General features: G+C 68.4%; 19 protein-coding genes and 1 pseudogene. 15 read left to right on the forward strand and 5 right to left on the reverse strand.

Annotation, left to right across the window (positions count from 1 at the left end):
- The first annotated feature begins 26 nt into the window (after positions 1-26).
- From AC1VNX_RS10370 to AC1VNX_RS10430, 13 genes and pseudogenes are all read left to right on the forward strand, one after another.
- The gene (locus tag AC1VNX_RS10370; RefSeq protein WP_483156624.1) at positions 27-1,028 is read left to right on the forward strand and encodes a LysR family transcriptional regulator; all 1,002 of its coding nucleotides are present in this window, start codon (positions 27-29) and stop codon (positions 1,026-1,028) included.
- Between the two features lie 75 nt (positions 1,029-1,103).
- Positions 1,104-2,504, forward strand: coding sequence for an NCS2 family permease (locus AC1VNX_RS10375; protein WP_483156625.1), 1,401 nt, complete (start codon positions 1,104-1,106; stop codon positions 2,502-2,504).
- Between the two features lie 113 nt (positions 2,505-2,617).
- Complete coding sequence (locus AC1VNX_RS10380) at positions 2,618-4,147, forward strand: ABC transporter ATP-binding protein (protein WP_483156626.1); 1,530 nt, start codon at positions 2,618-2,620, stop codon at positions 4,145-4,147.
- On the forward strand, positions 4,140-5,300 hold the full coding sequence (locus AC1VNX_RS10385; RefSeq protein WP_483156627.1) for an ABC transporter permease: 1,161 nt from the start codon (positions 4,140-4,142) through the stop codon (positions 5,298-5,300). The genes AC1VNX_RS10380 and AC1VNX_RS10385 overlap by 8 nt, the downstream gene beginning before the upstream one ends.
- A 2-nt stretch (positions 5,301-5,302) precedes the next feature.
- Positions 5,303-6,223, forward strand: a complete 921-nt coding sequence (locus AC1VNX_RS10390) for an ABC transporter permease (RefSeq protein ID WP_483156628.1) — start codon at positions 5,303-5,305, stop codon at positions 6,221-6,223.
- Between the two features lie 48 nt (positions 6,224-6,271).
- Positions 6,272-7,443 (forward strand): annotated as a pseudogene (locus AC1VNX_RS10395) (BMP family ABC transporter substrate-binding protein).
- A 319-nt stretch (positions 7,444-7,762) separates the two neighbouring features.
- Complete coding sequence (locus AC1VNX_RS10400; RefSeq protein ID WP_483156629.1) at positions 7,763-11,800, forward strand: TOMM system kinase/cyclase fusion protein; 4,038 nt, start codon at positions 7,763-7,765, stop codon at positions 11,798-11,800.
- 18 nt (positions 11,801-11,818) lie between these two features.
- Positions 11,819-12,610 carry a BMA_0021/BMA_0022 family TOMM bacteriocin gene (locus AC1VNX_RS10405; protein ID WP_483156630.1) on the forward strand — a complete coding sequence of 264 codons (792 nt, stop codon included), beginning with the start codon at positions 11,819-11,821 and terminating at the stop codon, positions 12,608-12,610.
- A gap of 94 nt (positions 12,611-12,704) precedes the next feature.
- Positions 12,705-13,472, forward strand: coding sequence for a class I SAM-dependent methyltransferase (locus AC1VNX_RS10410; RefSeq protein WP_483156631.1), 768 nt, complete (start codon positions 12,705-12,707; stop codon positions 13,470-13,472).
- Positions 13,473-13,479: 7 nt separating this feature from the next.
- Complete coding sequence (locus AC1VNX_RS10415; protein ID WP_483156632.1) at positions 13,480-15,612, forward strand: TOMM precursor leader peptide-binding protein; 2,133 nt, start codon at positions 13,480-13,482, stop codon at positions 15,610-15,612.
- A 34-nt stretch (positions 15,613-15,646) separates the two neighbouring features.
- Complete coding sequence (locus tag AC1VNX_RS10420; protein ID WP_483156633.1) at positions 15,647-16,597, forward strand: FHA domain-containing protein; 951 nt, start codon at positions 15,647-15,649, stop codon at positions 16,595-16,597.
- Positions 16,598-16,703: 106 nt separating this feature from the next.
- Positions 16,704-17,363 carry a hypothetical protein gene (locus AC1VNX_RS10425; RefSeq protein ID WP_483156634.1) on the forward strand — a complete coding sequence of 220 codons (660 nt, stop codon included), beginning with the start codon at positions 16,704-16,706 and terminating at the stop codon, positions 17,361-17,363.
- 135 nt (positions 17,364-17,498) lie between these two features.
- Positions 17,499-17,870 carry a hypothetical protein gene (locus tag AC1VNX_RS10430; RefSeq protein ID WP_483156635.1) on the forward strand — a complete coding sequence of 124 codons (372 nt, stop codon included), beginning with the start codon at positions 17,499-17,501 and terminating at the stop codon, positions 17,868-17,870.
- On the opposite strand, the gene AC1VNX_RS10435 is transcribed toward AC1VNX_RS10430, so the two are convergent.
- From AC1VNX_RS10435 to AC1VNX_RS10455, 5 genes are all read right to left on the reverse strand, one after another.
- Positions 17,867-18,259 carry a nuclear transport factor 2 family protein gene (locus AC1VNX_RS10435; protein ID WP_483156636.1) on the reverse strand — a complete coding sequence of 131 codons (393 nt, stop codon included), beginning with the start codon at positions 18,257-18,259 and terminating at the stop codon, positions 17,867-17,869. The two genes, AC1VNX_RS10430 and AC1VNX_RS10435, sit on opposite strands and share 4 nt — an antisense overlap.
- A gap of 103 nt (positions 18,260-18,362) precedes the next feature.
- A complete protein-coding gene (locus tag AC1VNX_RS10440; RefSeq protein ID WP_483156637.1) occupies positions 18,363-19,646 on the reverse strand; it encodes an NAD(P)/FAD-dependent oxidoreductase in 1,284 nt (427 codons plus the stop codon).
- Positions 19,643-20,404, reverse strand: a complete 762-nt coding sequence (locus AC1VNX_RS10445) for an amino acid ABC transporter ATP-binding protein (RefSeq protein ID WP_301508715.1) — start codon at positions 20,402-20,404, stop codon at positions 19,643-19,645. The genes AC1VNX_RS10440 and AC1VNX_RS10445 overlap by 4 nt, the downstream gene beginning before the upstream one ends.
- Positions 20,401-21,072 carry an ectoine/hydroxyectoine ABC transporter permease subunit EhuD gene (gene ehuD / locus AC1VNX_RS10450; protein ID WP_483156638.1) on the reverse strand — a complete coding sequence of 224 codons (672 nt, stop codon included), beginning with the start codon at positions 21,070-21,072 and terminating at the stop codon, positions 20,401-20,403. The genes AC1VNX_RS10445 and ehuD overlap by 4 nt, the downstream gene beginning before the upstream one ends.
- Positions 21,073-21,238: 166 nt before the next feature.
- Positions 21,239-22,006 (reverse strand): ABC transporter substrate-binding protein, encoded by a 768-nt coding sequence (locus AC1VNX_RS10455; RefSeq protein WP_007832784.1) that lies wholly within the window; start codon positions 22,004-22,006, stop codon positions 21,239-21,241.
- Here AC1VNX_RS10455 and AC1VNX_RS10460 point away from each other — a divergent pair.
- Entirely contained in the window at positions 22,005-22,142 is a 138-nt protein-coding gene (locus tag AC1VNX_RS10460) for a hypothetical protein (RefSeq protein ID WP_483156639.1), read from the forward strand. The two genes, AC1VNX_RS10455 and AC1VNX_RS10460, sit on opposite strands and share 2 nt — an antisense overlap.
- A 68-nt stretch (positions 22,143-22,210) precedes the next feature.
- Entirely contained in the window at positions 22,211-23,014 is an 804-nt protein-coding gene (locus AC1VNX_RS10465; RefSeq protein WP_483156640.1) for an IclR family transcriptional regulator, read from the forward strand.
- Positions 23,015-23,029 lie beyond the last annotated feature (15 nt).

The raw sequence follows: 23,029 nt of genomic DNA on the forward strand, positions 1-23,029 counted from the left end.
CACAGACAAGAAAGGTGTGAACAGCCATGAGAGACCAGGCGCTTTTCGACAAGATCGATCTTCATTTGATCCGGGTGCTTCACACCGTGCTGACCGACCGCAGCGTTTCGCGCGCAGCCATCCGCCTGGGCATGTACCAGCCGGCCGTCTCGGCCGCGCTGAAGCGCCTGCGCGAGCTCTCGGGCGATCCGCTGCTGGTGCGCTCGGGCTCGGGCATGGTGCCCACCGACGCGGGGCTGCGCATGATCGAGCCGGCCGCCAGCATCCTGCGCGCGGCGGAGATGCTGTTCTCGGATGCGCGGGGCTTCGATCCGCAGTCGGCGGCCACCACCTTCCGCATCGCGGCCAGCGACTACATGGACCCGCTCTTCCTGCCCATGCTGGTGGCGCAGGTCAAGCGCGACGCGCCGCTGTGCCAGATCGAGATCCATGCGCTCACGCCCGACTCGGACTACCACGGGCACCTGGCGCTCGGCCAGGTCGACCTGGTGATCGGCAACTGGCTCAAGCCGCCGGAAGACCTGCACATGGCACGGCTCTTCGGGGACGACGTGGTCTCGCTGGTCAACAAGGACCATCCGGCGGTGCGCCGAGGCTGGGACCTGGAGACCTGGCTGGCGGCCGAGCACATCGCGCCCACGCCCATGCACCCGGGCGGGCGCGGCATCATCGACCAGATGCTCGACGAGCTGGGCCGGCAACGCAACATCACGGCGCGCTGCGCGCACTTCGGGCTCATTCCGGACATGGTGGCCTCCAGCCTTCTGGTGCTGACCACGGGGCGCCAGTACTGCGAGCGCTTCGCGTCGCGGCTGCCGCTGAAGATCCTCGACTGCCCGGTGGCGCTGCCGCGCCTCATGTACTACCAGCTCTGGCACGAACGCACCCATTCGTCGAGCTCTGCGCGCTGGCTGCGCGAATGCATCAAGGAGGTGGCGGCTTCGCTGCGGCCTCCGGTTTCCGCCACATCGGGCATGTCCGGCGCCCACGCGCGCCCGCCCGCCGCACCTGAAACCTCGGATCCCTGAGAGAACCCCGTTCGCGCCGGCGTCGTGAGCGGGGCAACGATGAAACCGCCACTACAACAGCTGGAGACAAGCGAAATGAGTACGTTTGAACAGGCGCCGAAAAGCGCCGAGCCCCGCGCGCCGGGGCATGTCGAGTCCGCGCGCCCGCGCGCGGCTGTGGGCAGCGCAAGCGGCTCGGGTCTGCTTGAACGCCTGTTCAAGCTCGATGCGCACAACACGACGGTGCGCACCGAAGTCATCGCGGGGCTGACCACCTTCCTGACGATGGCCTACATCATCTTCGTGAACCCGTCGATCCTCGGCGACGCGGGCATGCCCAAGGGGGCGGTCTTCGTGGCCACCTGCCTGATCGCGGCGCTGGGCACGCTGATCATGGGCCTGTACGCCAACTACCCGATCGCCATGGCGCCGGGCATGGGCCTGAACGCCTACTTCGCCTACGTGGTGGTGCTGGGCATGGGCTACACATGGCAGGTTGCGCTGGGCGCGGTGTTCATCTCGGGCTGCTTGTTCCTGATCGTCACGGTCACGGGGCTGCGGGAGCTCTTCATACAGGGCATACCGCAGTCGCTGCGAACGGCGATCACGGTGGGCATCGGCATGTTCCTGGCGCTCATCGCGCTGAAGAGCGCCGGCGTGGTCGCCGCATCGCCCGCCACCTTCGTCACGCTGGGCGACCTGCACTCGGCGCCGGTGATCCTGGCGACGCTGGGCTTCCTCATCATCGTGGCGCTGGACAAGCTCAAGGTGCGCGGCGCGATCCTGATCGGCATCGTCACCGTGACGGTGCTCTCGTTCTTCTTCGGCGGCAACAAGTTCCACGGCGTGTTCGACGCGCCGCCGTCCATCGCGCCGACCTTCATGCAGCTGGACATCCTGGGCGCGCTCAAGGGCGGCATCCTGAACGTGGTGCTGGTCTTCTTCCTGGTCGAGATGTTCGACGCCACCGGCACGCTGATGGGCGTGGCCAAGCGCGCCGGCCTGCTGGTGCCGGGCAAGATGGAGCGCATGAACAAGGCGCTCCTGGCCGACAGCGGCGCGATCTTCGCGGGCTCGCTGCTCGGCACCTCGAGCACCACGGCCTACGTGGAAAGCGCGGCCGGCGTGCAGGCCGGTGGCCGCACCGGCCTGACGGCCGTGGTGGTGGCTGTGCTCTTCCTGGCCTGCCTGATGATCTCGCCGCTGGCGGGCTCGGTGCCGGCCTACGCCACCGCGCCGGCGCTGCTCTTCGTGGGCTGCCTGATGCTGCGCGACCTGGTCGAGCTCGACTGGGAAGACACCACCGAAGTGATCCCGGCGGCGGTGACCGCGCTGGCGATGCCTTTCACCTACTCGATCGCCAACGGCCTGGCCTTCGGCTTCATCACCTACGCGGTGCTGAAGCTGTGCACCGGGCGGGCACGGGAAGTGCATGCGATGGTCTGGGTCATCGCAGCCGTGTTCCTCTTCAAGTTCGCCTATATCGGCGGGCATTGAAATGACGGACTGAGGCAAGCGCCGTCGGGCGCCGATGGTCGCGGGGACGCCATTAGACTCATGGCCGTTCCCGCTTTGTTGCTGTTGAACGAGACAAATCCACGAAACCCGGCATGACAACCCCCAGACTCCAGCTCGCCCACATCACCAAGCGGTATCCCGCGGTGGTGGCCAACAGCGACATCTCCCTGAGCGTCGCACCCGGCGAGATCCACGCCGTGCTCGGCGAGAACGGCGCCGGCAAGTCGACCCTGATGAAGATCATCTACGGCTCGGTGAAGCCCGACGAAGGCACGGTGATGTTCGACGGCCAGGCCGTCAGCCTGCGCAACCCGCAGCAGGCGAGGGCGCTGGGCATCAGCATGGTGTTCCAGCACTTCAGCCTGTTCGACACGCTCACCGTGGCCGAGAACGTCTGGCTGGGCCTGGACAAGTCGCTGCAGCTGGTCGAGGTCACGCGCAGCATCACGGCCAAGGCGAGCGAATACGGCCTGGACATCGACCCCTCGCGCCCGGTGCATACGCTGTCGGTGGGCGAGATGCAGCGGGTGGAGATCATCCGCGCGCTGCTCACCAACCCCAAGCTGCTGATCCTCGACGAGCCGACTTCGGTGCTGACGCCGCAGGCGGTGATCAAGCTCTTCACGGTGCTGAAGAAGCTGTCGTCGGAGGGCTGCAGCATCCTCTACATCAGCCACAAGCTGCACGAGATCCAGGAGCTGTGCAGCGCCTGCACGGTGCTGCGCGGCGGCAAGGTGACGGGGGTGTGCAATCCGCAGAACGAGAGCACGCAGTCGCTGTCGCGGCTGATGATCGGCAGCGAGCCGCCGCCGCTGCAGCACCGGCCGGCGCACGCGGGCGTGGTGGCGCTGCGCGTCGACAAGCTTTCGCTGGCGCGCGAGGACCAGTTCGGCGTCGACCTCGACGGCATCTCCTTCGAGGTGCGCGCGGGCGAGGTCGTCGGCATCGCGGGCGTTTCGGGCAACGGCCAGAAGGAGCTGCTCTACGCGCTCTCGGGCGAGGACGTGCGTGCCGAGGCGCCGATGGTCCGCGTGTTCGACAAGCCGGCCGGCCGGCTGCGCCCGCGCGCCCGTCGCGCGCTGGGCCTGCATTTCGTGCCGGAGGAGCGGCTGGGCCGTGGCGCCGTGCCCACGCTGGGGCTCGCGCACAACCTGCTGCTCACGCGCGGCGAGGCCGTGGGCAAGGGCGGGTGGATCAGCACCGGCGCGCTGGAGCGACAGGCGAAGGCCATCATCGAGCGCTTCAAGGTCAAGGCCGGCGGGCCGAAGGCGGCGGCGCGCTCGCTCTCGGGCGGCAACCTGCAGAAATTCATCGTCGGGCGCGAGATCGACGCGAACCCGAAGCTCTTCATCGTCTCCCAGCCGACCTGGGGCGTGGACGTGGGCGCGGCCGCGCTGATCCACGCCGAGATCCTCGCGCTGCGCGACGCGGGCTGCGCCGTGCTGGTCATCAGCGAGGAGCTCGACGAGCTCTTCAACATCAGCGACCGGCTGCACGTGATCGCCAAGGGGCGGCTGTCGCCTTCCATCGACCGCGCGGCCGCCACGCTGCCGCAGATCGGCGAGTGGATGAGCGGCCTGTGGCACGGCGCCGGCAAGACCACGGAGGCGGCTCATGCTTAAGCTCGAACCGCGTCCGGAGCTTTCGCGCTTCTGGAGCTATGCCTCGCCGATCCTGGCGCTGCTGATCACCGTGCTCATCGGCGTGGCGCTCTTCGCCGCGCTGGGCAAGGACCCGGTCAAGGGCCTGCTGGTGTTCTTCTACGAGCCCATCAAGAGCGGCTACGCCATTGGCGAGCTGATGGTGAAGGCCACGCCGCTGCTCATCATCGCGCTGGGGCTGGCGGTGTGCTTCCGCTCCAACGTGTGGAACATCGGCGCCGAGGGGCAGTTCGTGTTCGGCGCCATCGCGGCGGGCGGCGTGGCGCTGCTGGCCGACAAGAACACCGGGCAGTGGATCGTCGCGGCCATCCTGCTGGCGGGCATCCTCGGCGGCATGGTGTGGGCAGGCATCGTCGCCTTCCTGCGCGACAGGTGCAACGCCAACGAGATCCTGGTGAGCCTGATGCTGGTCTACGTGGCCACGCTGCTGCTGGGCTACATGGTCTACGGGCCCTGGAAGGACCCGCACGGCTACAACTTCCCGCAGACCAAGACCTTCGAGGCGGTCACGCAGATTCCGCGCCTGTTCAAGGGCTCGCGCGTGAGCATAGGCCTCGTGATCGCGCTGGTGGGGGCGGGGGCGTTGTGGGTGTTCCTGTTCCGCACGCGCGCGGGCTTCGCGCAGCAGGTCGGCGGGCTGGCGCCTGCGGCCTCGCGCTACGCGGGCTTCTCCGCGCGGCGTGCTGTGTGGGTCGCGCTGCTGACCTCGGGCGCCGCGGCCGGCCTGGCCGGCGCGCTCGAAGTGGCCGGGCCGCTAGGCCAGCTCACGCCCTACGTGCCGGCGGGCTACGGCTTCGCGGCCATCATCGTGGCCTTCGTCGGGCGGCTGCATCCGGTGGGCATGATCTTCTCGGCCATCCTGATGAGCATGTTCTACATCGGCGGCGAGCTGGCGCAGTCGCGCCTGGGGCTGCCCAAGTCGCTTACTGGCGTGTTCCAGGGGCTGCTGCTGTTCACGCTGCTGGCCTGCGACACGCTGATCGCCTACCGCATCCGGCGCAAGGCGGCCGCGAAGGTCGCCTCTTCCATGACCACGGCCTCGCTGCAGGCGAGCACGCCCATTACCGCACCCATTACTGCACCGGTCACGCGTGCCACCGAAGGGAGCAACTGACCATGGAGAGCTACGCACTCCTTTTGGGTTCCACGCTGAGCGCGGGCACCGTGCTCGCCATCGCGGCGCTGGGCCTGCTTATCAACGAGAAGGCCGGCATCGTCAACCTCGGCGCCGAAGGGATGATGCTGTGCGCCGCCATCGCGGGCTTCGCGACGGTCGTCACCACGCACAACCCCTGGCTGGGCTTTCTTGCCGGCATGGCGGCGGGCGCCTTGCTCGCGGCCTTCTTCGGCGTGCTGGTGATCTGGCTCAACACCAACCAGTACGCGACCGGCCTCGCGCTGAGCCTCTTCGGCGTGGGCTTCTCGGCCTTCGCGGGCATCAGCTTTGTGCAGGCCAAGCTGCCGGAAAGCGCCTCGTACGCCATACCGGTGCTGGGCGACATCCCGCTGGTCGGCCCGGCGCTCTTCCGCCATCACCCGATGGTGTATTTCGCGGTGGTGCTGACCTTCGCGCTGATCTGGTTCCTCTACCGCACGCGCGCCGGGCTGGTGCTGCGCTCGGTGGGCGAGTCGCCGGAGTCGGCGCATGCGCTGGGCTATCCGGTGCGGCGCATCCGCTTCATGGCGGTGATCGCGGGCGGTGCGCTGTGCGGGCTGGCGGGCGCGTATCTCTCGACGGTGTACACGCCGCTGTGGGTCGAGGGCATGGTGGCAGGCCGCGGCTGGATCGCGCTGGCGCTCACTACCTTCGCCACCTGGCGGCCGGTGCGCGTGCTGCTGGGCGCCTATCTCTTCGGCGGGGTGTCGATGCTGGGCTTTCACCTGCAAAGCAGCGGCGTGGACGTGCCGTCGCAGTTCCTCAGCATGCTGCAGTACATCGCGCCGATCGTGGTGCTGGCGCTGATCTCGCGCAACCCGGCTTTCATCCGCGCCAACATGCCGGCTTCCATCGGGAAACCGTTCTACCCCGGCTCATAATCGCGTTTCTCTTTTCCCGCCAACCTGTCCTTTTGAGGATTTCCGACAATGAATGATCTGAACAAGCGCTCCCTGCTCAAGCTGGCCGCCCTCACGGCGGTCGCTTCGGCGGCCCTGATCGGCTGCGGCAAGAAGAAGAAGCGGCAGCACCGGCCGCGGCGCCCGCGCCGGCCCCGGCACCTGCTGCGGCCGCTCCGGCTCCGGCAGCGCCGCTGAACATCGCATTCGCCTACGTCGGACCGGTGGGCGACGGCGGCTGGACCTTCGCGCATGACAACGCCCGCAAGGCGCTCGAGAAGGAATTCGGCGACAAGATCAAGACCACCTTCGTCGAGAGCGTGCCGGAAGGTGCCGACGCCGAGCGCGTGTTCCGCGACATGGTCGGCCAGGGCAACAAGCTGATCTTCGGCACCACCTTCGGCTACATGGAGCCCATGCTGAAGGTCGCGGCCGACAGCAAGGACGTGAAGTTCGAGCACGCCACCGGCTACAAGACCTCCGACAACATGCGCACCTACGACAGCCGCACGTACGAGGGCGCGTACATGGCCGGCGTCATTGCAGGTGCCATGACCAAGAGCAACACGCTGGGCGTGGTCGGTTCGGTGCCGATCCCCGAAGTGCTGCGCAACATCAACAGCTTCACGCTCGGCGCGCAGTCGGTGAATCCGAAGATCACGACCAAGGTCGTGTGGGTGAACGAGTGGTTCAGCCCGCCGAAGGAAACCGAAGCCGCCACCGCCCTCATCAACGGCGGCGCCGACGTGCTGTTCCAGAACACCGACTCGCCGGCCGTGCTCAAGACCGCGCAGGAAAAGGGCAAGCGCGCCTTCGGCTGGGACTCCGACATGACCGCCTACGGTCCCAAGGCCCATCTGGCCTCGGCCACCATCAACTGGGCTCCGTACTACATCAAGGCCACCCAGGAAGCCCTGGACGGCAAGTGGACCACCGGCCAGGCCTGGTGGGGCGTGAAGGAAGGCGCGATCGACCTCGTCTCCATCGCCGAAGACGTGCCGGCCGAAACCAAGGCCAAGGTCGAGGAAGTGAAGAAGGGCCTGAAGGACGGCAGCTTCGTGATCTGGAAGGGCCCGATCCTCGGCCAGGACGGCAAGGAAGTGGTCGCCAAGGACGCGGTGGCCGACGACAAGTTCCTGTCGGGCGTGAACTTCTACGTCAAGGGCGTCGAAGGCAAGGTGCCTGGCGGCGACAAGAAGTAACTGGCTCGCCCCCAGGCTGCGCGGGCACTTCGTGCCCGCTGCGCCAACCCCCTACCGGGGGGCAACACCTGCGGCCCGGCAAAGCCGGTTCCGCAGTGTTCGCGAAAGAGTCCGGGCTGCGCCGGCCTGTTCATATACACCGAAAAGTTCTAACGACCCGCACATGTTGCGGGTTTTCTTTTTTTGAGGTTACCTACCTGAAACCTCTGCTCCTCCGCTAAAGTAACAATTAGTGTCACTATTGCGCGCCGCCGCAGGGCGGAACGCGGCCGAGGCAAGTCCCGGAGGACCATCAACGCTCCATCACGACGAGACTGAAATGCAGGACGCAGTCACCAATCCCACGCACCCGGCGTCACAGCCGAATTTGCCCGATTCGCTGGAGATTCCTGGTTACGAGTTGCTGGAGGAGCTGGGCGCTGGCGGCTACGGCACCGTGTATCGCGCGCTGCAGCGCAGCACGGGCACCGTGGTCGCGATCAAGGTCGTGAAGCTGCAGGTGGGCAGCCAGCGCGTGGCGCGCTTCCATCGCGAGACAAAGCTCTGCGCCTCGCTGCACCATCCGCACATCGTGCAGCTGCTCGACAAGGGCGAGCAGGGCCCCTGCGTCTACGGCGTCTTCGAGTACGTGCCGGGCGAGACGCTCACCAGCCTGATCCGCCGCAAGGGCGCGCTCACGGCCACGGAGACCGGCCACCTGATGGCGGAAGTGCTCGATGCGCTGGACTGCGCGCACAGCGCGGGCATCGTGCACCGCGACCTGAAGCCCGACAACGTGATGGTCACCTTCACCGGTGCCGTTCCGCACGCGAAGGTGCTGGACTTCGGCATCGGCACCGTCATTCCCTCGAACCGCGGCGACGAGTTCCCGACGCTCACGATGACCGACGAGGCCCTGGGCACGCCGGCCTACAGCGCGCCCGAGCAGCTGCGCGGCGAGCCGCCGGGCGTCAAGTCCGACCTGTACGCGTGGGGCCTGATGTTCATCGAGTGCCTCACCGGCGCGCCCGCCATCCGCGGCGCGTCGGCGGCCGAGATCCTTCACCAGCAGCTGAGCCCGCAGGAAGTGCCGCTGCCCGCCGAGATCGCCAGCCACCCGGTGGCCTCCGTGCTGCGCCAGGCGCTGCGCAAGAAGGCCGCCGATCGCAGCGACTCCGCCGCCACCTTGCTGGCCGAACTCGGCCGCCTGCGGCTGGACGACCTCGTGGGCGTGCTCCGCTCGGCCAAGCTGGCGCAGGACGACGCGCTCGCGCAGACCGTGATCACCACGCGCGGCTTCTCCGAGAAACGGCAGCTGACCGTGCTGTGCTGCAGCGTCTCGGTGTGGCCCGACGCGGCCGACGACGAGAGCGCCGACGAGGCCTTGCCTTCAAACATCGAAAACCTCGAACTGCTCCAGCGCAACGAGCTGGCGCTGTTCTCCGAGACCGCCACGCGCCGCGGCGGCCTGCTGGCGGGCACGCTGGGCGACCGGATGATCGTGCTCTTCGGCTATCCGCACGCCAGCGACACCGATGCGCGGCAGGCCGGCAGGACGGCGATGGAACTCATCGCCCTGAGCCGTCAGCGCTCCGCCGCCATCGAGCAGGAGCACGGCGTGCATCTCGGTATCCGCATGGGCATGCACACCGGCATGGCGATCGTCGCCGCCGGCGAGATTCCGTCGGGCCACGCGGTCAACGTGGCGGTGCGGCTCGAAGGCGTGGCCGACACCGGCACGCTGCTGGCGAGCGAGAGCAGCTACCGGCTGCTGAGCCGCCACGCGCGCTTCGACAAGGCCGGCACCGTCACGCTGCCGGGCCAGTCCGGCGGCGTGCAGACCTACCGCCTCGGCGGGCAAGAGCAGGCCCCGGCTTCGGACGGATTCGCCGAACAGGCGCTGCACAAGGCCTGCATCGGCCGCGAGGCCGAGCTGCAGCAGCTGCGCTCGGCCTGGACCCGGGCCCGCGAGGCCCAGGGCGGCGCGGTGTGGATTCGCGGCGAGCCGGGCATCGGCAAGTCGTGCCTGGCCGACGTGCTGCGCGAGCAGGTGGCCAAGGAAGGCCTGCAGACCGTCGTGGCGCAGTGCCAGCCCGAGAACCAAAACAACGCGCTGACACCGTTCCTCGCGCTGCTGCGCCAGCGGCTCGACGCCATGCCGGACGCCGCTTCGCCCGACGCGCGGCGCGAGCGCCTGCGCGAGGCCCTGCACGCCGCGGGCTGCGACGGCGAGGCGGTACTGCCGATCTTCTGCGCGTGGCTGGCCCTTCCGCTGGGCGACCGCGCGCCGAGCCAGATGTCGCCGCCGATGCAGAAGGCGCTGCTGCTGCAATCGACCGCGCAGTGGCTTCTGCACATGGCCGAGACCTCGCCGCTCCTGCTGCTGCTGGAAGACGTGCATTGGGCCGACCCCACGACCATCGAGTTCGTCGAGCAGCTCATCGCCCAGTTGCCGCAGCGGCGCGTGCTGCTGGTGCTCACCGCGCGCCCCGAATGGGTGAAGCCCGAGGCCATGCAGGCCGAGTGCATCGAGGTGCGCCGGCTCGAGGACACGCAGGCAGCCGAGCTGGCGCGGCAGGCGCTGGCGCCGCGCGTCGTCGCGCCCCAGGTGATCGACAACGTGGTGCAGCGCACTGACGGCGTGCCGCTGTTCATCCAGGAAATGGCGCGCATGATGCTCGACGCCTACCTGGTCGAGAAGGATCACGTCTGGGTCTTCAAGGACACGGCGCAGCCGGCCGCCATTCCGGTCACGCTGCGGGACTCTCTGGTGAGCCGCTTCGACCGGCTCGGCCCCGTCAAGGGCCTGCTGCAGCTTGCCGCCACCATCGGCCGCCAGTTCGAGGCCGAGCTGCTGTGCGCCTGCTCGGGCAAGAGCGCCGAGGCGATGGACAAGGACATGTCCGTGCTGCTCGACGCGGGCCTTGTCGCGCCGGCCGGCCAGCCGGGCAGCTTCATCTTCCGCCACGCGCTGATCCGCGACACCGCCTACGAGAGCATGCTGGTCGCGCAGCGCCGGCAGTTGCACCGCAACGTCGCGCAGACGCTCATCGACAGCCAGCCGCAGCACGTGGCGAGCGAGCCCGGCAGCGTGGCCCAGCACTGGGCCGACGCGGGCGAGTACGCGCAGGCGGTGGCGCTGGCGGTGCGCCAGCTGCGCATCACGCAGCACCGCTCGCTCAACGACGAAACGATTTCCTACGCACAGCACATCGACGGCTGGATGGCGCACCTGGAAGGCGAGGCGCAGCGCGAGGCGCGGCTGGACGTGAACAGCTACGTCACGCAGGCCATGATGAACAAGTACGGCTGGGCGCACGCGCAGGTGGTGGACCGCATCGCGCTGTCGCAGGAACTGCTGTCCGACGCGGTGCCGCGCGAGAAGCAGGTGCAGCACCTGTGGACGCTGATCACCTTCCACCACGTGGCGAGCAACCGCGCCGAGGTGCAGCAGCTGAGCAACCGCCTGCTCGACCAGGCCGTTCAGCAGCAGGACCAGGGCGTGTTCGTCGCGGCGCAGACCTACCTCGGCCTCGCGCACTATTCCGACGGCGATTTCGAGCGCGCCGAGCAGTCGCTGACCGACGCCGTCGAGCGCTACAACCCCGAGGCCCACGCACACCATGCGGCCGACTTCGGCTTCGACACCCGCGTGTGGGCGACCACCGGCCGCGCACTCGTGCGCTGGTTCGCGGGCCACGACGTTGCCGCGCGCGCCGACGCCACCAACGCGGTGCGCTGGGCTCGCGAGATGTCGCACATCCCGTCGCTGAGCATGGCGCTGCTCTACCAGAGCCTGGGCCACCAGGGCCGCAACGACAAGGCGCGCGCGCTGGTGAGCACCGGCGAGCTGCTGGGCATCACGCAGCGCTACGGCCTGCCGGCCTTCCAGGGCTATGCCGAGATCATCCGCTGCTGGGCCACCGGCGACGTCGACAACATCGCAGCGGCCGACGCCTGGGTGCAGGCGCTGTGGGGCATGGGCTGCCGCTATTGCCAGACCTACTACCGCGCCTTCGCCGCCGACACGCTGGCCGCCAACAAGCGCTGGGACGAGGCGCTGGAGCGCATCGACGAATGCCTGCGCATGACCGACGAACTCAAGGAAGGGCTCTACCGGTCGGAGCTGCACCTGCAGAAGGCCCGCTACCTGCAGGGCGCCGGTGCCGATCGCGAGGCCGTGGCCGCGTGCTTCTCCAAGGCCGCCGAGGTGGCGCGCGAGGGCGCCAAGCACAGAACCGAGTACGAGGCCCTGGCGGCGATGCAGGCGCTGGCGGATTCCGCCTTGCCCGACGTTGCCGCGCGCCTGAAGAATCTGGCCGACCTGCGGCCGGAGTTGCCCGCGCGCATGCCGACGCATGCGCCGATTTCCTCTTGAACCAAGGATGAAGTAATCATGACTTTCCAAGTCCAAAGCGGTGACCCGCTGCTCGAGTTCCGCCTGGCCTACCTGCGCGCCATCGCCCGCTCGTGGCAGGACGACGCCTACCGTCGCGATCTGCTCGACCAGCAGGACATCCAGCCGATGCTGCACCGCGACTTCGGCCTGCCGACCGCTTGGCCCCAGCTCGACGTGTCGCTGTTCCTGAGCGCCGACCCGGCCCAGCGCGCCGAATGGAAGCCGATGCTCACCTCCGGCTGGGTCGGCCCCGACGATTCCTTCGTGATCGTGCTGCCGCAGGCACCGGCGTCGAACGCCTCCGAGGCGCTGGCCGCGTACTACCAGCTGTTCCCGAACTTCATGGGTTCCGCCGCATCGTTCGAGGCGGCCGTGCCGCCGCCCGGCATCGTCGGCGGCGCGCTGCCCACGGGCCTGGGCATTCCCGGCGGCGGCGACGGCTCGCTGCTGGCCTTCGGCGGCGTGGTGCTGCGCGCGATCGCCATCGCATGGCAGTCGCCCGAGCTCCTGTATGAGCTGACCCGCGACGCCGAGACCGACAAGGCCAACGTGCTGAGCCAATGGCTGGGCTACAACAACCCGTTCAACTTCAAGATCCTGTTCACCACCAACTCGGCCTTCACCTGGGATGCCGCCAAGGGCGAATGGAACCAGAAGAACGCCGACGGCACCGCGATCAAGAACGCCATCCGCCTGAACTATCCGACGGCACCGGTGGAAGAGAACATGCGCGCCATCGCGCTGACCTCGTACAACAACACGGGCGACCCCTATCCCTTCACCTGCTGAGTCCGCGACAGGGCAGGGGCCGGCCGCAGGCGCGCTGCAGGGCGCCACGGCCACGCTCCTGCTGACGCTGGCCGCGCGCGCCAATTCCGGCGGCGTGGCCGATGCGTCGGTGTTTTCCGATCCCGAGGCACGGCGCATCGCCGCGTCGCTGCCTTTCGACATCTCGGCCTACGCGGCCGACCCGGCCTTCGTGCGCAGCATCGTGCTGCGCGCCGCGCTCTTCGACCGCTTCGCGGCCGGTTTCCTTTCCGATCATCCCGACGCCTTGTGCATCACGCTGGGCGCGGGGCTGTGCACGCGCCGCAGCCGGCTCGGCACCGCGGCGGTGGCGCGTTCGCGCTGGCTCAACATCGATTTGCCCGATGCCATCGAGCTGCGGGCGCAGCACATGCCGCACGCTGATGAAGGCGAGGGCGCCGACATTGCCTGCTCCGTGCTCGACGAGCGCTGGCTCGATGCCGCCGGCCTGCCCGGCGACCGGCCCGTGCTCGCGATGCTGGAGGGCGTGTGCCCCTACCTGCCGCAGGCCCCGCTGGAGGCCGTGCTGCGCAGCCTCGCCGGTCGTTTCGCGCAAGGCACGAACTCGTGCGTCGTCGTGCTCGACCACGTGCATCCGGTGCTCGCCGCCCAGTCGATGGCGGTGGGCGGCATGCGGCTGCCGGTGGTGTCGGGCTTCGAAAGCGCCGCGCAGATCGCGCGCCTGCATCCGTCGATGCAGGTGCTGTCCGAAGACCACATCTACGGGCAGTTCTCGGAGAAGCACCGGCTTTTCGAGGCTGCATTCCGGGCCACGACCGGCGCATCGCCCTACGGCGTGGTGCGGCTCGCATTGGGCCGGCAACAGCCGCAAGACGATGCATAACGGCCCGATGCCGGATTTCTTCACCGACGTCTTCCGCTGGCATGACAGGTTCCTGCCGCCGGTGGTGCTTCGGGATCGCCTGCTGCTGGCCAGCGAGAACGACCTGCTGGTGCTGGGCTCGCCAGGCGTCATGGCCGTGGAGCGCGTGCTGCGCGAGGGAGTCAGCCTCGCCGCCTATTGCCGTACCGGAGAAGCCGCCGCGCAACTCGCGCAGTTGCTGCATGCGCTGGAGGCGCTCGCGCGCCAAGGGCTGGTGCGGCCCGTGGCAAAGAGCGACACCGATTCCTGGCTGGTTCCCGATTATTCGGCGGCGCATGTCCGCACGGCTCTTTCCGGGCAGGTGGATGCGATCGCGCTGTCGAAAGCGGTGGATGCCGGTTCGGCGGGCCGCTGGGCGCAGTCGCTGCCCGACGGCACCGAACTCAGCCTCGTGTTCTGCGACGACTATCTCGACCCCAGGCTTGCCGCCATCGACGCGGAGCAGCGCGCTTCGGGCCGGCCCTGGCTGCTGGTCAAGCCGACGGGAGAGCAGGCCATGGTTGGTCCTGTCTTCCGGGCTTCCGGCCCGTGCTGGCACTGCCTCGCGCACCGTTGGCTCAGGAACCGCCCGGCGCGCGCCTGGTGGCAGTCGCGGCACGGCAGCGCGGATAGCAGCGCGCCGGTTCGCGCCGGTACGGGGCTCGTCGGCGAGCGTCTCAGCCAGTTGCTTCCCCTCGCGTTGGAGATCGCGACCCATGCGGGCGACGCCCAGGTCCGGACGCTGGATTCGCCCGAGCCGCATTTCGTAGCCGTCCGCCCGCAATGCCCTCACTGCGGGACGCCCGGTCTCGTTGCGCGCAAGCAGCGCCAGCCAATCGTGCTGGCGCCGGGCCTGCCCACCGCAAGCCACGACGGCGGCTGGCGCACCGTGCCGGCTTCGGTCACGGTGCAACGGCTGATGCGTCACGTCAGCCCCCTCACCGGCGCGGTCGCGCGGATCGTGCCGCTGAACGCCGAAGCCGAGGGCGCGCTGACGGTCTACCGCAGCGAAATCTTCAGGACGCCGCCGGCCGGCGACGACGAGTTGCCCGGCGCGCTGACCCAGGTGTGCCTGGGCAAGGGCATGTCGATGGAGCAGTCCCGCGCCAGCGCTCTGTGCGAGGCGGCCGAGCGGCATTGCGCCTTTTTCCAGGGCGACGAGGCCTGGCTGATCGCGCCCGCCGCCGATCTGGATGCTCCCTGCATCGAGCCGCAGGCTCTGGCGCTCTTCAGCGAACGCCAGCGCGAGCGTTTCGACACGCACAAGCCGCCGCATGCCGTGGCCCCGTCCGCCGCGATGGAGCAACAGCCTTCATGGTGGACGCCCGCCTGGTCGCTGACCGCCGACGAGCGCCGCTACCTGCCGCTGGCCTTCTGCTTCGCCAACGCGCCGGCGCAAAGCCAGCTTCACGTGGGCTGGACCTCGAACGGCTGCGCGGCGGGGAATACGCGCGAGGAAGCCATCCTCCAGGGCTTTCTCGAACTGGTGGAGCGCGACGCCGCCGCCGTCTGGTGGTACGGCCGCCACCGCCGGCCGGCGATCGGGCTCGACGGCCTCCCGGGCGACATCCTCCAGCGCATCGAGCGCACCTGCGGCCCGCGCTGGGAGCGCTGGGTGCTCGACATCACGCACGACTTCGGCATTCCGGTGGTTGTCGCCGTCGGCCGCCACCTGGACACGGGGGCCTGGGCGGTCGGCTTCGGCTGCAGCCCCGACCGCGCGCTGGCCTGTGAGCGGGCGCTCACGGAAATGAGCCAGCTGATCGCGGCGGGCAAGAGCTTCGCGGTGCCGTCCGCCGAATCCGGGGAGGAGGGGGCTCCGGCCTTCCTCATGCCGGAGGGCACCGCGCCGGTTTCGGCGGCTCCCGCCGCCCGGACCGACATCGCCGACGAGATCCGCCGCTGCGTAGGCATCGCCGCCTCGCTCGGCCTGGAAACCATCGTTCTCGACCACACCCGTCCCGATCTTCCCCTGTGCACGGTGAAGGTGGTGGTGCCGGGCCTGTGCCACATCTGGCCGGAGCTTGGCAATCCGCGCCTGTACGGCGTGCCGGCAGCCCTCGGATGGCGCGACACTCCCATGCGTGAAAGCGACCTGAATCCGCAGGCGCTTTACGTGTGAGATTGCGTATGAGATCGCGTAGGAGAATGCGGCGATGGCCATCTTCAGGAACAAGCTAGACCGGCGCGCCACCGTGCTGCGGCCGATGCATGCCTTCGGTCGCCGCGCCTCGGTCTGCCAGACGGTGCTGCGGGCGCCCGACGTATCCCAGGTCCACGCGATGGTGCGGTGGAACCGGCAGGCGTGGGAAATCGTCGACCAGAGCCGCAACGGCACCACGCTGAACGGCGAGCGCCTGCCCAGCGGCCGCTGGACCGCGCTGCCCCTCGGTGCCGAGGTCCGCATGGGCATCGGCGACGAGTCGATCTGGACCGTGGAAGACCTCGCGCCGCCGGCCACCTGCCTCTTTCCCGCCGATGCCAGCGATGCGGGCGCCATCCTGGAGCTGAACCCGCGCGAGAACCTGCTGCCGGACGAACAGGAGCCCGAGGCGAACGTCTACTTCCAGGACGGAAAATGGATGCTCGAGCACATCGACGGCATCGAGCTGCTGAGCGACGGCGTCATGGTCCGCACCTCGTCGAGCACCTGGGAATTCGTGCTGTGCGACGACCTGGACCTCACCTCCGAGACGCCGATTTCAACGCCCATGCCGGTGGCGCTGTCGGCCGATGTGACCTTGCACTTCGAGGTCAGCCAGGACGAGGAGCACACCAGCCTGAACCTGATGGCGCTGGGCAAGTCCGTGCCGCTGGGCGAACGCATCCATCACTACACCCTGGTCACGCTCGCGCGGCTGCGCCAGAAGGACGCGCAGCGCGGCGTCGCGCCGCAGAGCCAGGGCTGGGTCGGACTGGACGAGTTGTCGCGCATGCTGGGAGTGGAACCCTCCTACGTGAACATCCAGATCTTCCGCGCCAAGCACCAGGTCCTGAACGCGCTGCCGCCGCACCTGGCCGAGCCGCCGCTGGTCGAGCGCCGCCGCGGTACGGTGCGCCTGGGCAACTACCCCTTCCAGATTCGTGGCGGGGCGCAACCTCTGTAATCGTCTGTAATACCAATCACACCCTGCGCTCCCTAGAGTGACGTCCAGTGCGGTGCCACCGTGCCCGTACCGCCTTCAATCACTCTGTTTCATTCGGGATGTCGTCATGGGAATGATCTATTCCGTCACGGTCAACAACCATGCAAGCCACTCGGCTTACTTCATGGTGTTCCAGAACGACCCGACGCAACTGGCGCCGAATGCCCTGTCGCTGGCCTGGTTCGCCAAGTTCTCCAACCCGGGGCCGACCTCCCGCGTCAAGTTCCAGTGGAGCGTCGACATCGGCTTCGCCTGGGCCGAGACGGGCGAGCTGCAGCCCGGCGTGCAGTTCACCCCCACCGAAACCTATGAACCGAGCGGCTGCAACAACAAGATCACGCTCGACTGCAATCGCAGTTACCAGTTCGTGAACCCCGCGCAGGGGCCCGAGCAGTCGCGCCTCTATCTGGCCCAGTCGGGGGCCATCCCGGCCAGGTCCGCGGCCGCCGTGGGCGTGACCATGGGCGGCAGCACCGTGTACGCGGTGCAGGCGCGTACCGGCCAGAACCTGACCTTCTCGCCCCATCCGAAGTACTTCATCGCCTACGGCGACTTCGAGGAGGGCGACGTGATCGACGTCAGCTCGATCAACAACCCGCTGGAGCTGGCGTACCCCTCCGGCGTCTACGCACTGACCACCACGCTGAACGCGGACGGAAGCTGGGACCAGCCGGAGAGCCTGGCCCTTTCGAACGCAAGCCGCCTGCGCCTGCTCGCGGCGGCATGAACACCAAGCCTGTCACACGCCTTGTGGCTTCGTTGAGGACGACGACCATGAAGAAAAGAAGCACCCGCCACCCTGTCCACCCAGCCGCATCCGGCGCGACGTCGCCGGTGGCAATCGAATTCCAGGAGTCCGGCCATGCGCATGCAGCAAGCAACCGTTGAGAGAGTGGCCATGCGGCGCGTGTGCCTGGTGCCCCAGGGGGGGCGTCTGGAAGATCCGCAGGTCGACTGCCTGCCGATGGAGGAGGCTGTGTGGGAGCGCGGCTACACGCTGGTGATCGACGAGGTCAAGCGCGGTCTCTTGCAGGACTTCTGGAAGAACTACTACGGCGCCTCCGCCGAGATGGCGATGTCGGGCAACCGGCTGATGGAACTGCGCAAGGACATCATGGCGATCACGCCCGACTGCCTGGGCGAGCCGGCCGTGTTCCAGTTTCTCGTGAAGCTGACCCGCATGTGCGTGCGGGCGTACAGCGTGCAGGGCACGCTGCAGGTAGTAGCGGATTAAGCCTGCGCAGCCTGCAGCTGCGCCCCCATCTTCTGGTGGATCAGGTTCACCGCCTTCAGCGGGCGCAGCATCACCTTGAACTCGGTGATCTTTCCTTCGTCGTTCCACTTCATCATGTCGACGCCGTTGATCTGGATGCCGTCCAGTTCCAGCGTGAATTCGAGCACGCCGTCGCGTTCCGATTTCAGCTCGCGCACGTAGCGGAAGCTCTCGTTGAAGAACACCTGGAACGCCGCCGCCAGGTATTTCTGCGTGATGCGCTTGCCCACCTGGGGCGTGTGCACCACCGGCGAATGGAATACCGCCGCGTCGTCGAGCAGGGCGTCGAGCCCTGCGACATCGCGTTCCTTGACGAGCCGGTGCCAAGTGGCGAGGGTGTCGATCGGCATGAGTCTCCTGGGGTTGTTGTGGTCGATGACCGCCATTTGACGCACGCGCGGCGCTCATGGCAAGGCACCGCGCGCGCCTGGGCGACTCGGCCGCGCTCTGGCTTCAGGTCATACGGTCCAGAAGGCTGTACCAGGCCACGCCGCCGGCGATGTAGAAGCGCTGCAGGCCATGCAGCGGAATCGGCCGGATCGGAGTGACGGGGTACGGAAAGTCCGCGCCCGAATCCACCATCCGCGCCGCCAGGTGCCTGCCCATGCTCGTGGCCAGCGCGATGCCCCGGCCGTTGTAGCCCAGCGCGATCGTCATGCCCGGCGCCGGCGTGTGCACATGCGGCATGAAGTCGCGCGTGACGGCGATGCGGCCGGCCCAGCGGTACTGGTAGCGCAGCGGTCCGAGCTGCGGAAACAGCAGCTCCAGCGAGCGCTCCAGGTGCGCGAAATCGGCGGGACCGCCCGGGTCGGCGAAATGGCCGCGCCCGCCCATCAGCAGGCGGCCCTGCGCGTCCTTGCGGAAATAGAGCAGCAGGCGCTGCGAGGTCGAGGCGGTTTCGCCGCGCGGCAGGATGGCGTCGGCCGCCGCGCCCTTCAGCGGCTCGGTGGCCACGATGAAGCTGTTGGCCGCCAGCACCGTGCGCTTCAGCCCGGGCCACAGCGCGCCCGTGTAGCCGTTGGTCGCGATGACGACCTGCTCGGCGGTGACGCTCGCGCCTGTCGACGTGCTCGCATGCCAGTGAGAGCCACGCCGCTCCAGCGCGGTGACCTCGGTGCCGCCGTGCACGGCCACGCCCAGGCCCTGCGCGGCGCGCACCAGCCCGCGCGTGTAGGCCAGCGGCTGGATGCCGCCGGCGCGGCCGTCGAGCCAGCCGCCGGCGAAGGTATCGGTGCCCAGCCGTGCCGCGACGGCCGCGCGGTCGAGCATCTGCGTGTTCACGCCGCGCCTGGCCCATTGTTCGGCGCGCGCATGCAGGCCGGCCACGTCCTTCTCCGAATAGGAAACCTGCAGCCAGCCGTTGCGCACCGGCTGGCAGTCGATGCCGTGGCGCGCGATCAGGTCGAACACCAGGTCGGCCGAGCCCGACACAGCGTCGATCAGCGGCTCGGCGCGCTCGGCACCGAAGATCCGCACGAGCTCGTCGGGATCGTGCTTGAGCGTGGGGTTCACCTGTCCGCCGTTGCGCCCCGAGGCACCCCAGCCGGGCTCGTGTGCCTCGAGCACGCACACCTGTACGCCGGCCTCGGCCAGGTGCAGCGCGGCCGAAAGGCCGGTGAAGCCGCCGCCCACGATCAGCACGTCGGCCTTGCGCGATCCGGCGAGCGGCGGCGTCGGCGCAGCTGGGGGGGCTGTTGCAGCCCAGAGCGACGGCGGCATGGCACTGGCTGCGCTCATGCACGCACCTCAGGGGAGCCGGCCGCACCGGAAGGATGCAACACGCGCCGCAGGAAGTCCTGCGTGCGCGCATGGCGAGGCGCGCCCAGCACCTGCGCGGACGGGCCTTCCTCGACGATGCTGCCGCTGTGCAGGAAGCACACGCGGTCGGCCACCTCGCGGGCGAAGCCCATCTCGTGCGTGACCACGATCATCGTCATGCCCTCGTCGGCCAGCGCACGCATCACGCCGAGCACGTCGCCGACCAGCTCGGGGTCGAGCGCCGAGGTCGGCTCGTCGAACAGCATGGCCTCGGGCTTCATCGCGAGCGCGCGGGCGATCGCCACGCGCTGCTGCTGCCCGCCCGAGAGCTGCGCGGGCCAGGCCTGCGCCTTCTCGGCCAGCCCGACCTTGGCCAGCAGCGCCATCGCTTCCTCGCGCGCCTGCGCGGCGTTCTGGCGCAGCACGTAGACGGGGCCTTCCATCACGTTCTCCAGCACGGTGCGGTGCGGGAACAGGTTGAAGCGCTGGAACACCATGCCCATGCGGCTGCGCAGCCGGTGGATGTTCGGTGCGTTGCGGTCCACGCGCTCGCCGAAGGCGCGGATCTCGCCGCCCTCGTACGACTCCAGCGCGTTGATGCAGCGAAGCACGGTCGACTTGCCCGAGCCCGACGGGCCGATCAGGCACACCACCTCGCCCTTGTCCACGTGCAGGCTCACGCCTTGCAGCACGCGGTGCGCGCCGAAGCGCTTCTCGAGTCCCTCGACGTGGATCATGGCTGCTTCCTCCCGGCGGCGAAGCGCTTCTCGAGCCGTCGCAGGCCCCAGACCAGCGGCAGGCTCATCAGCAGGTAGAGGAGGGCGACCAGGGTGTAGACCGTCATGTTCTGGAAGGTCGACGAGGCGATGAGCTGGCCCGCGCGCGTCATCTCGGCCACGGTGATGGTCGAGACCAGCGAGGAGTCCTTCAGCATCATCACCAGCGTGTTGCCGTAGGGCGGCAGCGCGATGCGGAAGGCCTGCGGCAATATCACCCGCCGCATGATCAGCGCCGAGCGCATGCCCATGGCCTGCGCCGCTTCGCGCTGGCCTGGATCGACCGCCTCGATGCCGGCGCGGAAGTTCTCGGCCTGGTAGGCCGAGTAGGCGATGCCCAGCCCGATCACGCCGGCCTGGAAGGCCGTGAGCTGCACGCCGAACTCCGGCAGCACGAAGTAGATGTAGAAGAGCTGCACGATGATCGGCAGCCCGCGGATCACGTTGACGATCACCGTGGCGGCCCACGAGAGCGCGCGCACCGGCGAGAGCTTCATCAGCGCGAGCCCGAGGCCGAGCACGCTGCTCAGCAGGAAGGAGAGCACCGTCACCTGCACGGTCACCACGGCACCCTGCAGGAGGATCGGCAGGAAGTCCTGCGCGTGCTGGAGGAAGGAGGAAGCAGCCATCTGCATCAGTCCTGTCGCGCGGTGCGCAGCCCGTCGAATCGACCGGCCGACTTAGGCGGGCCCATTCGGGGAACACCGCGGAACCGGCTTTGCCGGGCCGCAGGTGTTGCCCCCTGCAAGGGGGTTGGCGCAGCGACACGAAGTGCGCGAAGACTGGGGGTGTGCATCAGATCCCCCACTTCTGGACGATCTTCGCCAGGGTGCCGTCGGCCTTGATGGCGGCGATCGCCTTGTTGATGCGTGCCAGCGTCTCGGTGTCGCCCTTGCGCACCACCAGGCAGACGTCGCCCACGTTCACGGCCTTGTAGCTGTCGACCAGCTTCACGCCGGGGAAGGTGTTCTGGCGGATCTGGTAGGCCATGATGGGCTGGTCGCCGAGGCCCGCCTTGATGCGCCCGAGCGAGAGGTCGCGCGTCATGTCGGCCACCGAGTCGTAGCTGCGCACTTCCTTGAAGATGCCCTTCTTGTTCAGCATGTCGAGGAACACCGTGCCGACCTGCGCGCCCACCACCTCGCCCTTGAGCTCGTCGAGCGAGACGTACGCGCGGGCGTCGTCGGCCTTGACGATCAGGCCCTCGCCGTACGAATAGACCGGGTCGCTGAAGTCGACCACCTCCTGGCGCGCCGGCGTCTTCAGCATGGCGGCCGAGACGATGTCGATCTTGCGCGCGGTGAGCGAGGGGATCAGCGCGGAGAACACCGTCTGCTGCACGTTGACGCCGAAGCCGCCGGCCTTGCCCACGGCGGTGACGGTGTCGACCATCATTCCCTGGATGCTGTTGGTCTTCACGTCCAGGAAGGTGAAGGGCACGCCGGTGGCCGTGGCGCCCACGTTGTAGGTGGGCGCGGCGCCCTGCGCGGCGGCCAGCGAGGCGGCGCCGGCGATGCAAAGACCCAGGGCCAGGCGATGAAGGCGGCGAACGATGCGATTCATGGAAGCACTCCTCGAAGCAAGGGAAGTTGAAGAAAGAAGAAAGAAAAGAGGGGCCGGAAAGGAAAGTGATGCGGGGCAGCGCGATGCAACATGCGTGCCAATAATCGATTCTTTTGAATCTCTAAACAATAAATAGAAACCACTAGTCGAATCATAAATATCGATATTCGATATCTCAGGGAGATGTGGCTATACTCCACCGCCATGGACTCCACGCCCGACACAGCCCCCGAAGACAGCCAGAGCCTGCTTTTCAACCAGTCGCTGGAGAAGGGCCTGGCCGTGCTGCGCGCCTTCAGCGCCCGGCGCCGCACCATGACGCTGGCCGACGTGGCCGAGGCCACCGACATCACCAAGAGCTCGGCGCAGCGCATGGTCTTCACGCTCGAGAAGCTGGGCTATGTGCGCAAGCACCCGAAGACGAGGCGCTACCAGCTCACGCCGAGGGTCATGGAGATCGGCTTCAACTACCTCGCGGCGCACTCGCTGATCGACGTGGCCAACCCCTTCCTGTCGGAGCTGACCAAGGTGACGACCGAAACCTCCTGCCTCACCGAGCCCGACGGGCTGGACATGGTCTACGTGGCGCGCTTCGTCAGCGCGCAGTTCGTGCCGGTGCACATGCCCATCGGCAGCCGCATTCCCATGTACTGCACGGCTTCGGGGCGCGCCTTCCTCAGCGCGCTGCCCGAGGACGAGGCGCGTGCGCTCATCGAAGCCTCCGACCGCGTGGCCCACACCATGCACACCCGCACCGGCGTGGACGAGATCCTGGAAGAGCTGCGCCAGGCGCGGCAGCAGGGCTTCGCCACCAATGCCGAGGAGCTCTTTCTCGGCGACATGACCATCGCCGCGCCGGTGCTGGGCGCGCAGGGCAGGCCGGTGGCCTCGGTTCACGTCGTCGCGCCCACCAGCCGCTGGACGCTGGAGGAGGCGGTGCGCAAGCTGGCGCCCACGCTGCTGCTGTGCGCGCGCTCGCTCACCAGCTCGGCACGCAGCATCGACTGAGACCTATACGGTTTC

It is taken from the genome of Variovorax sp. TLI9-5A, assembly GCF_056867935.1.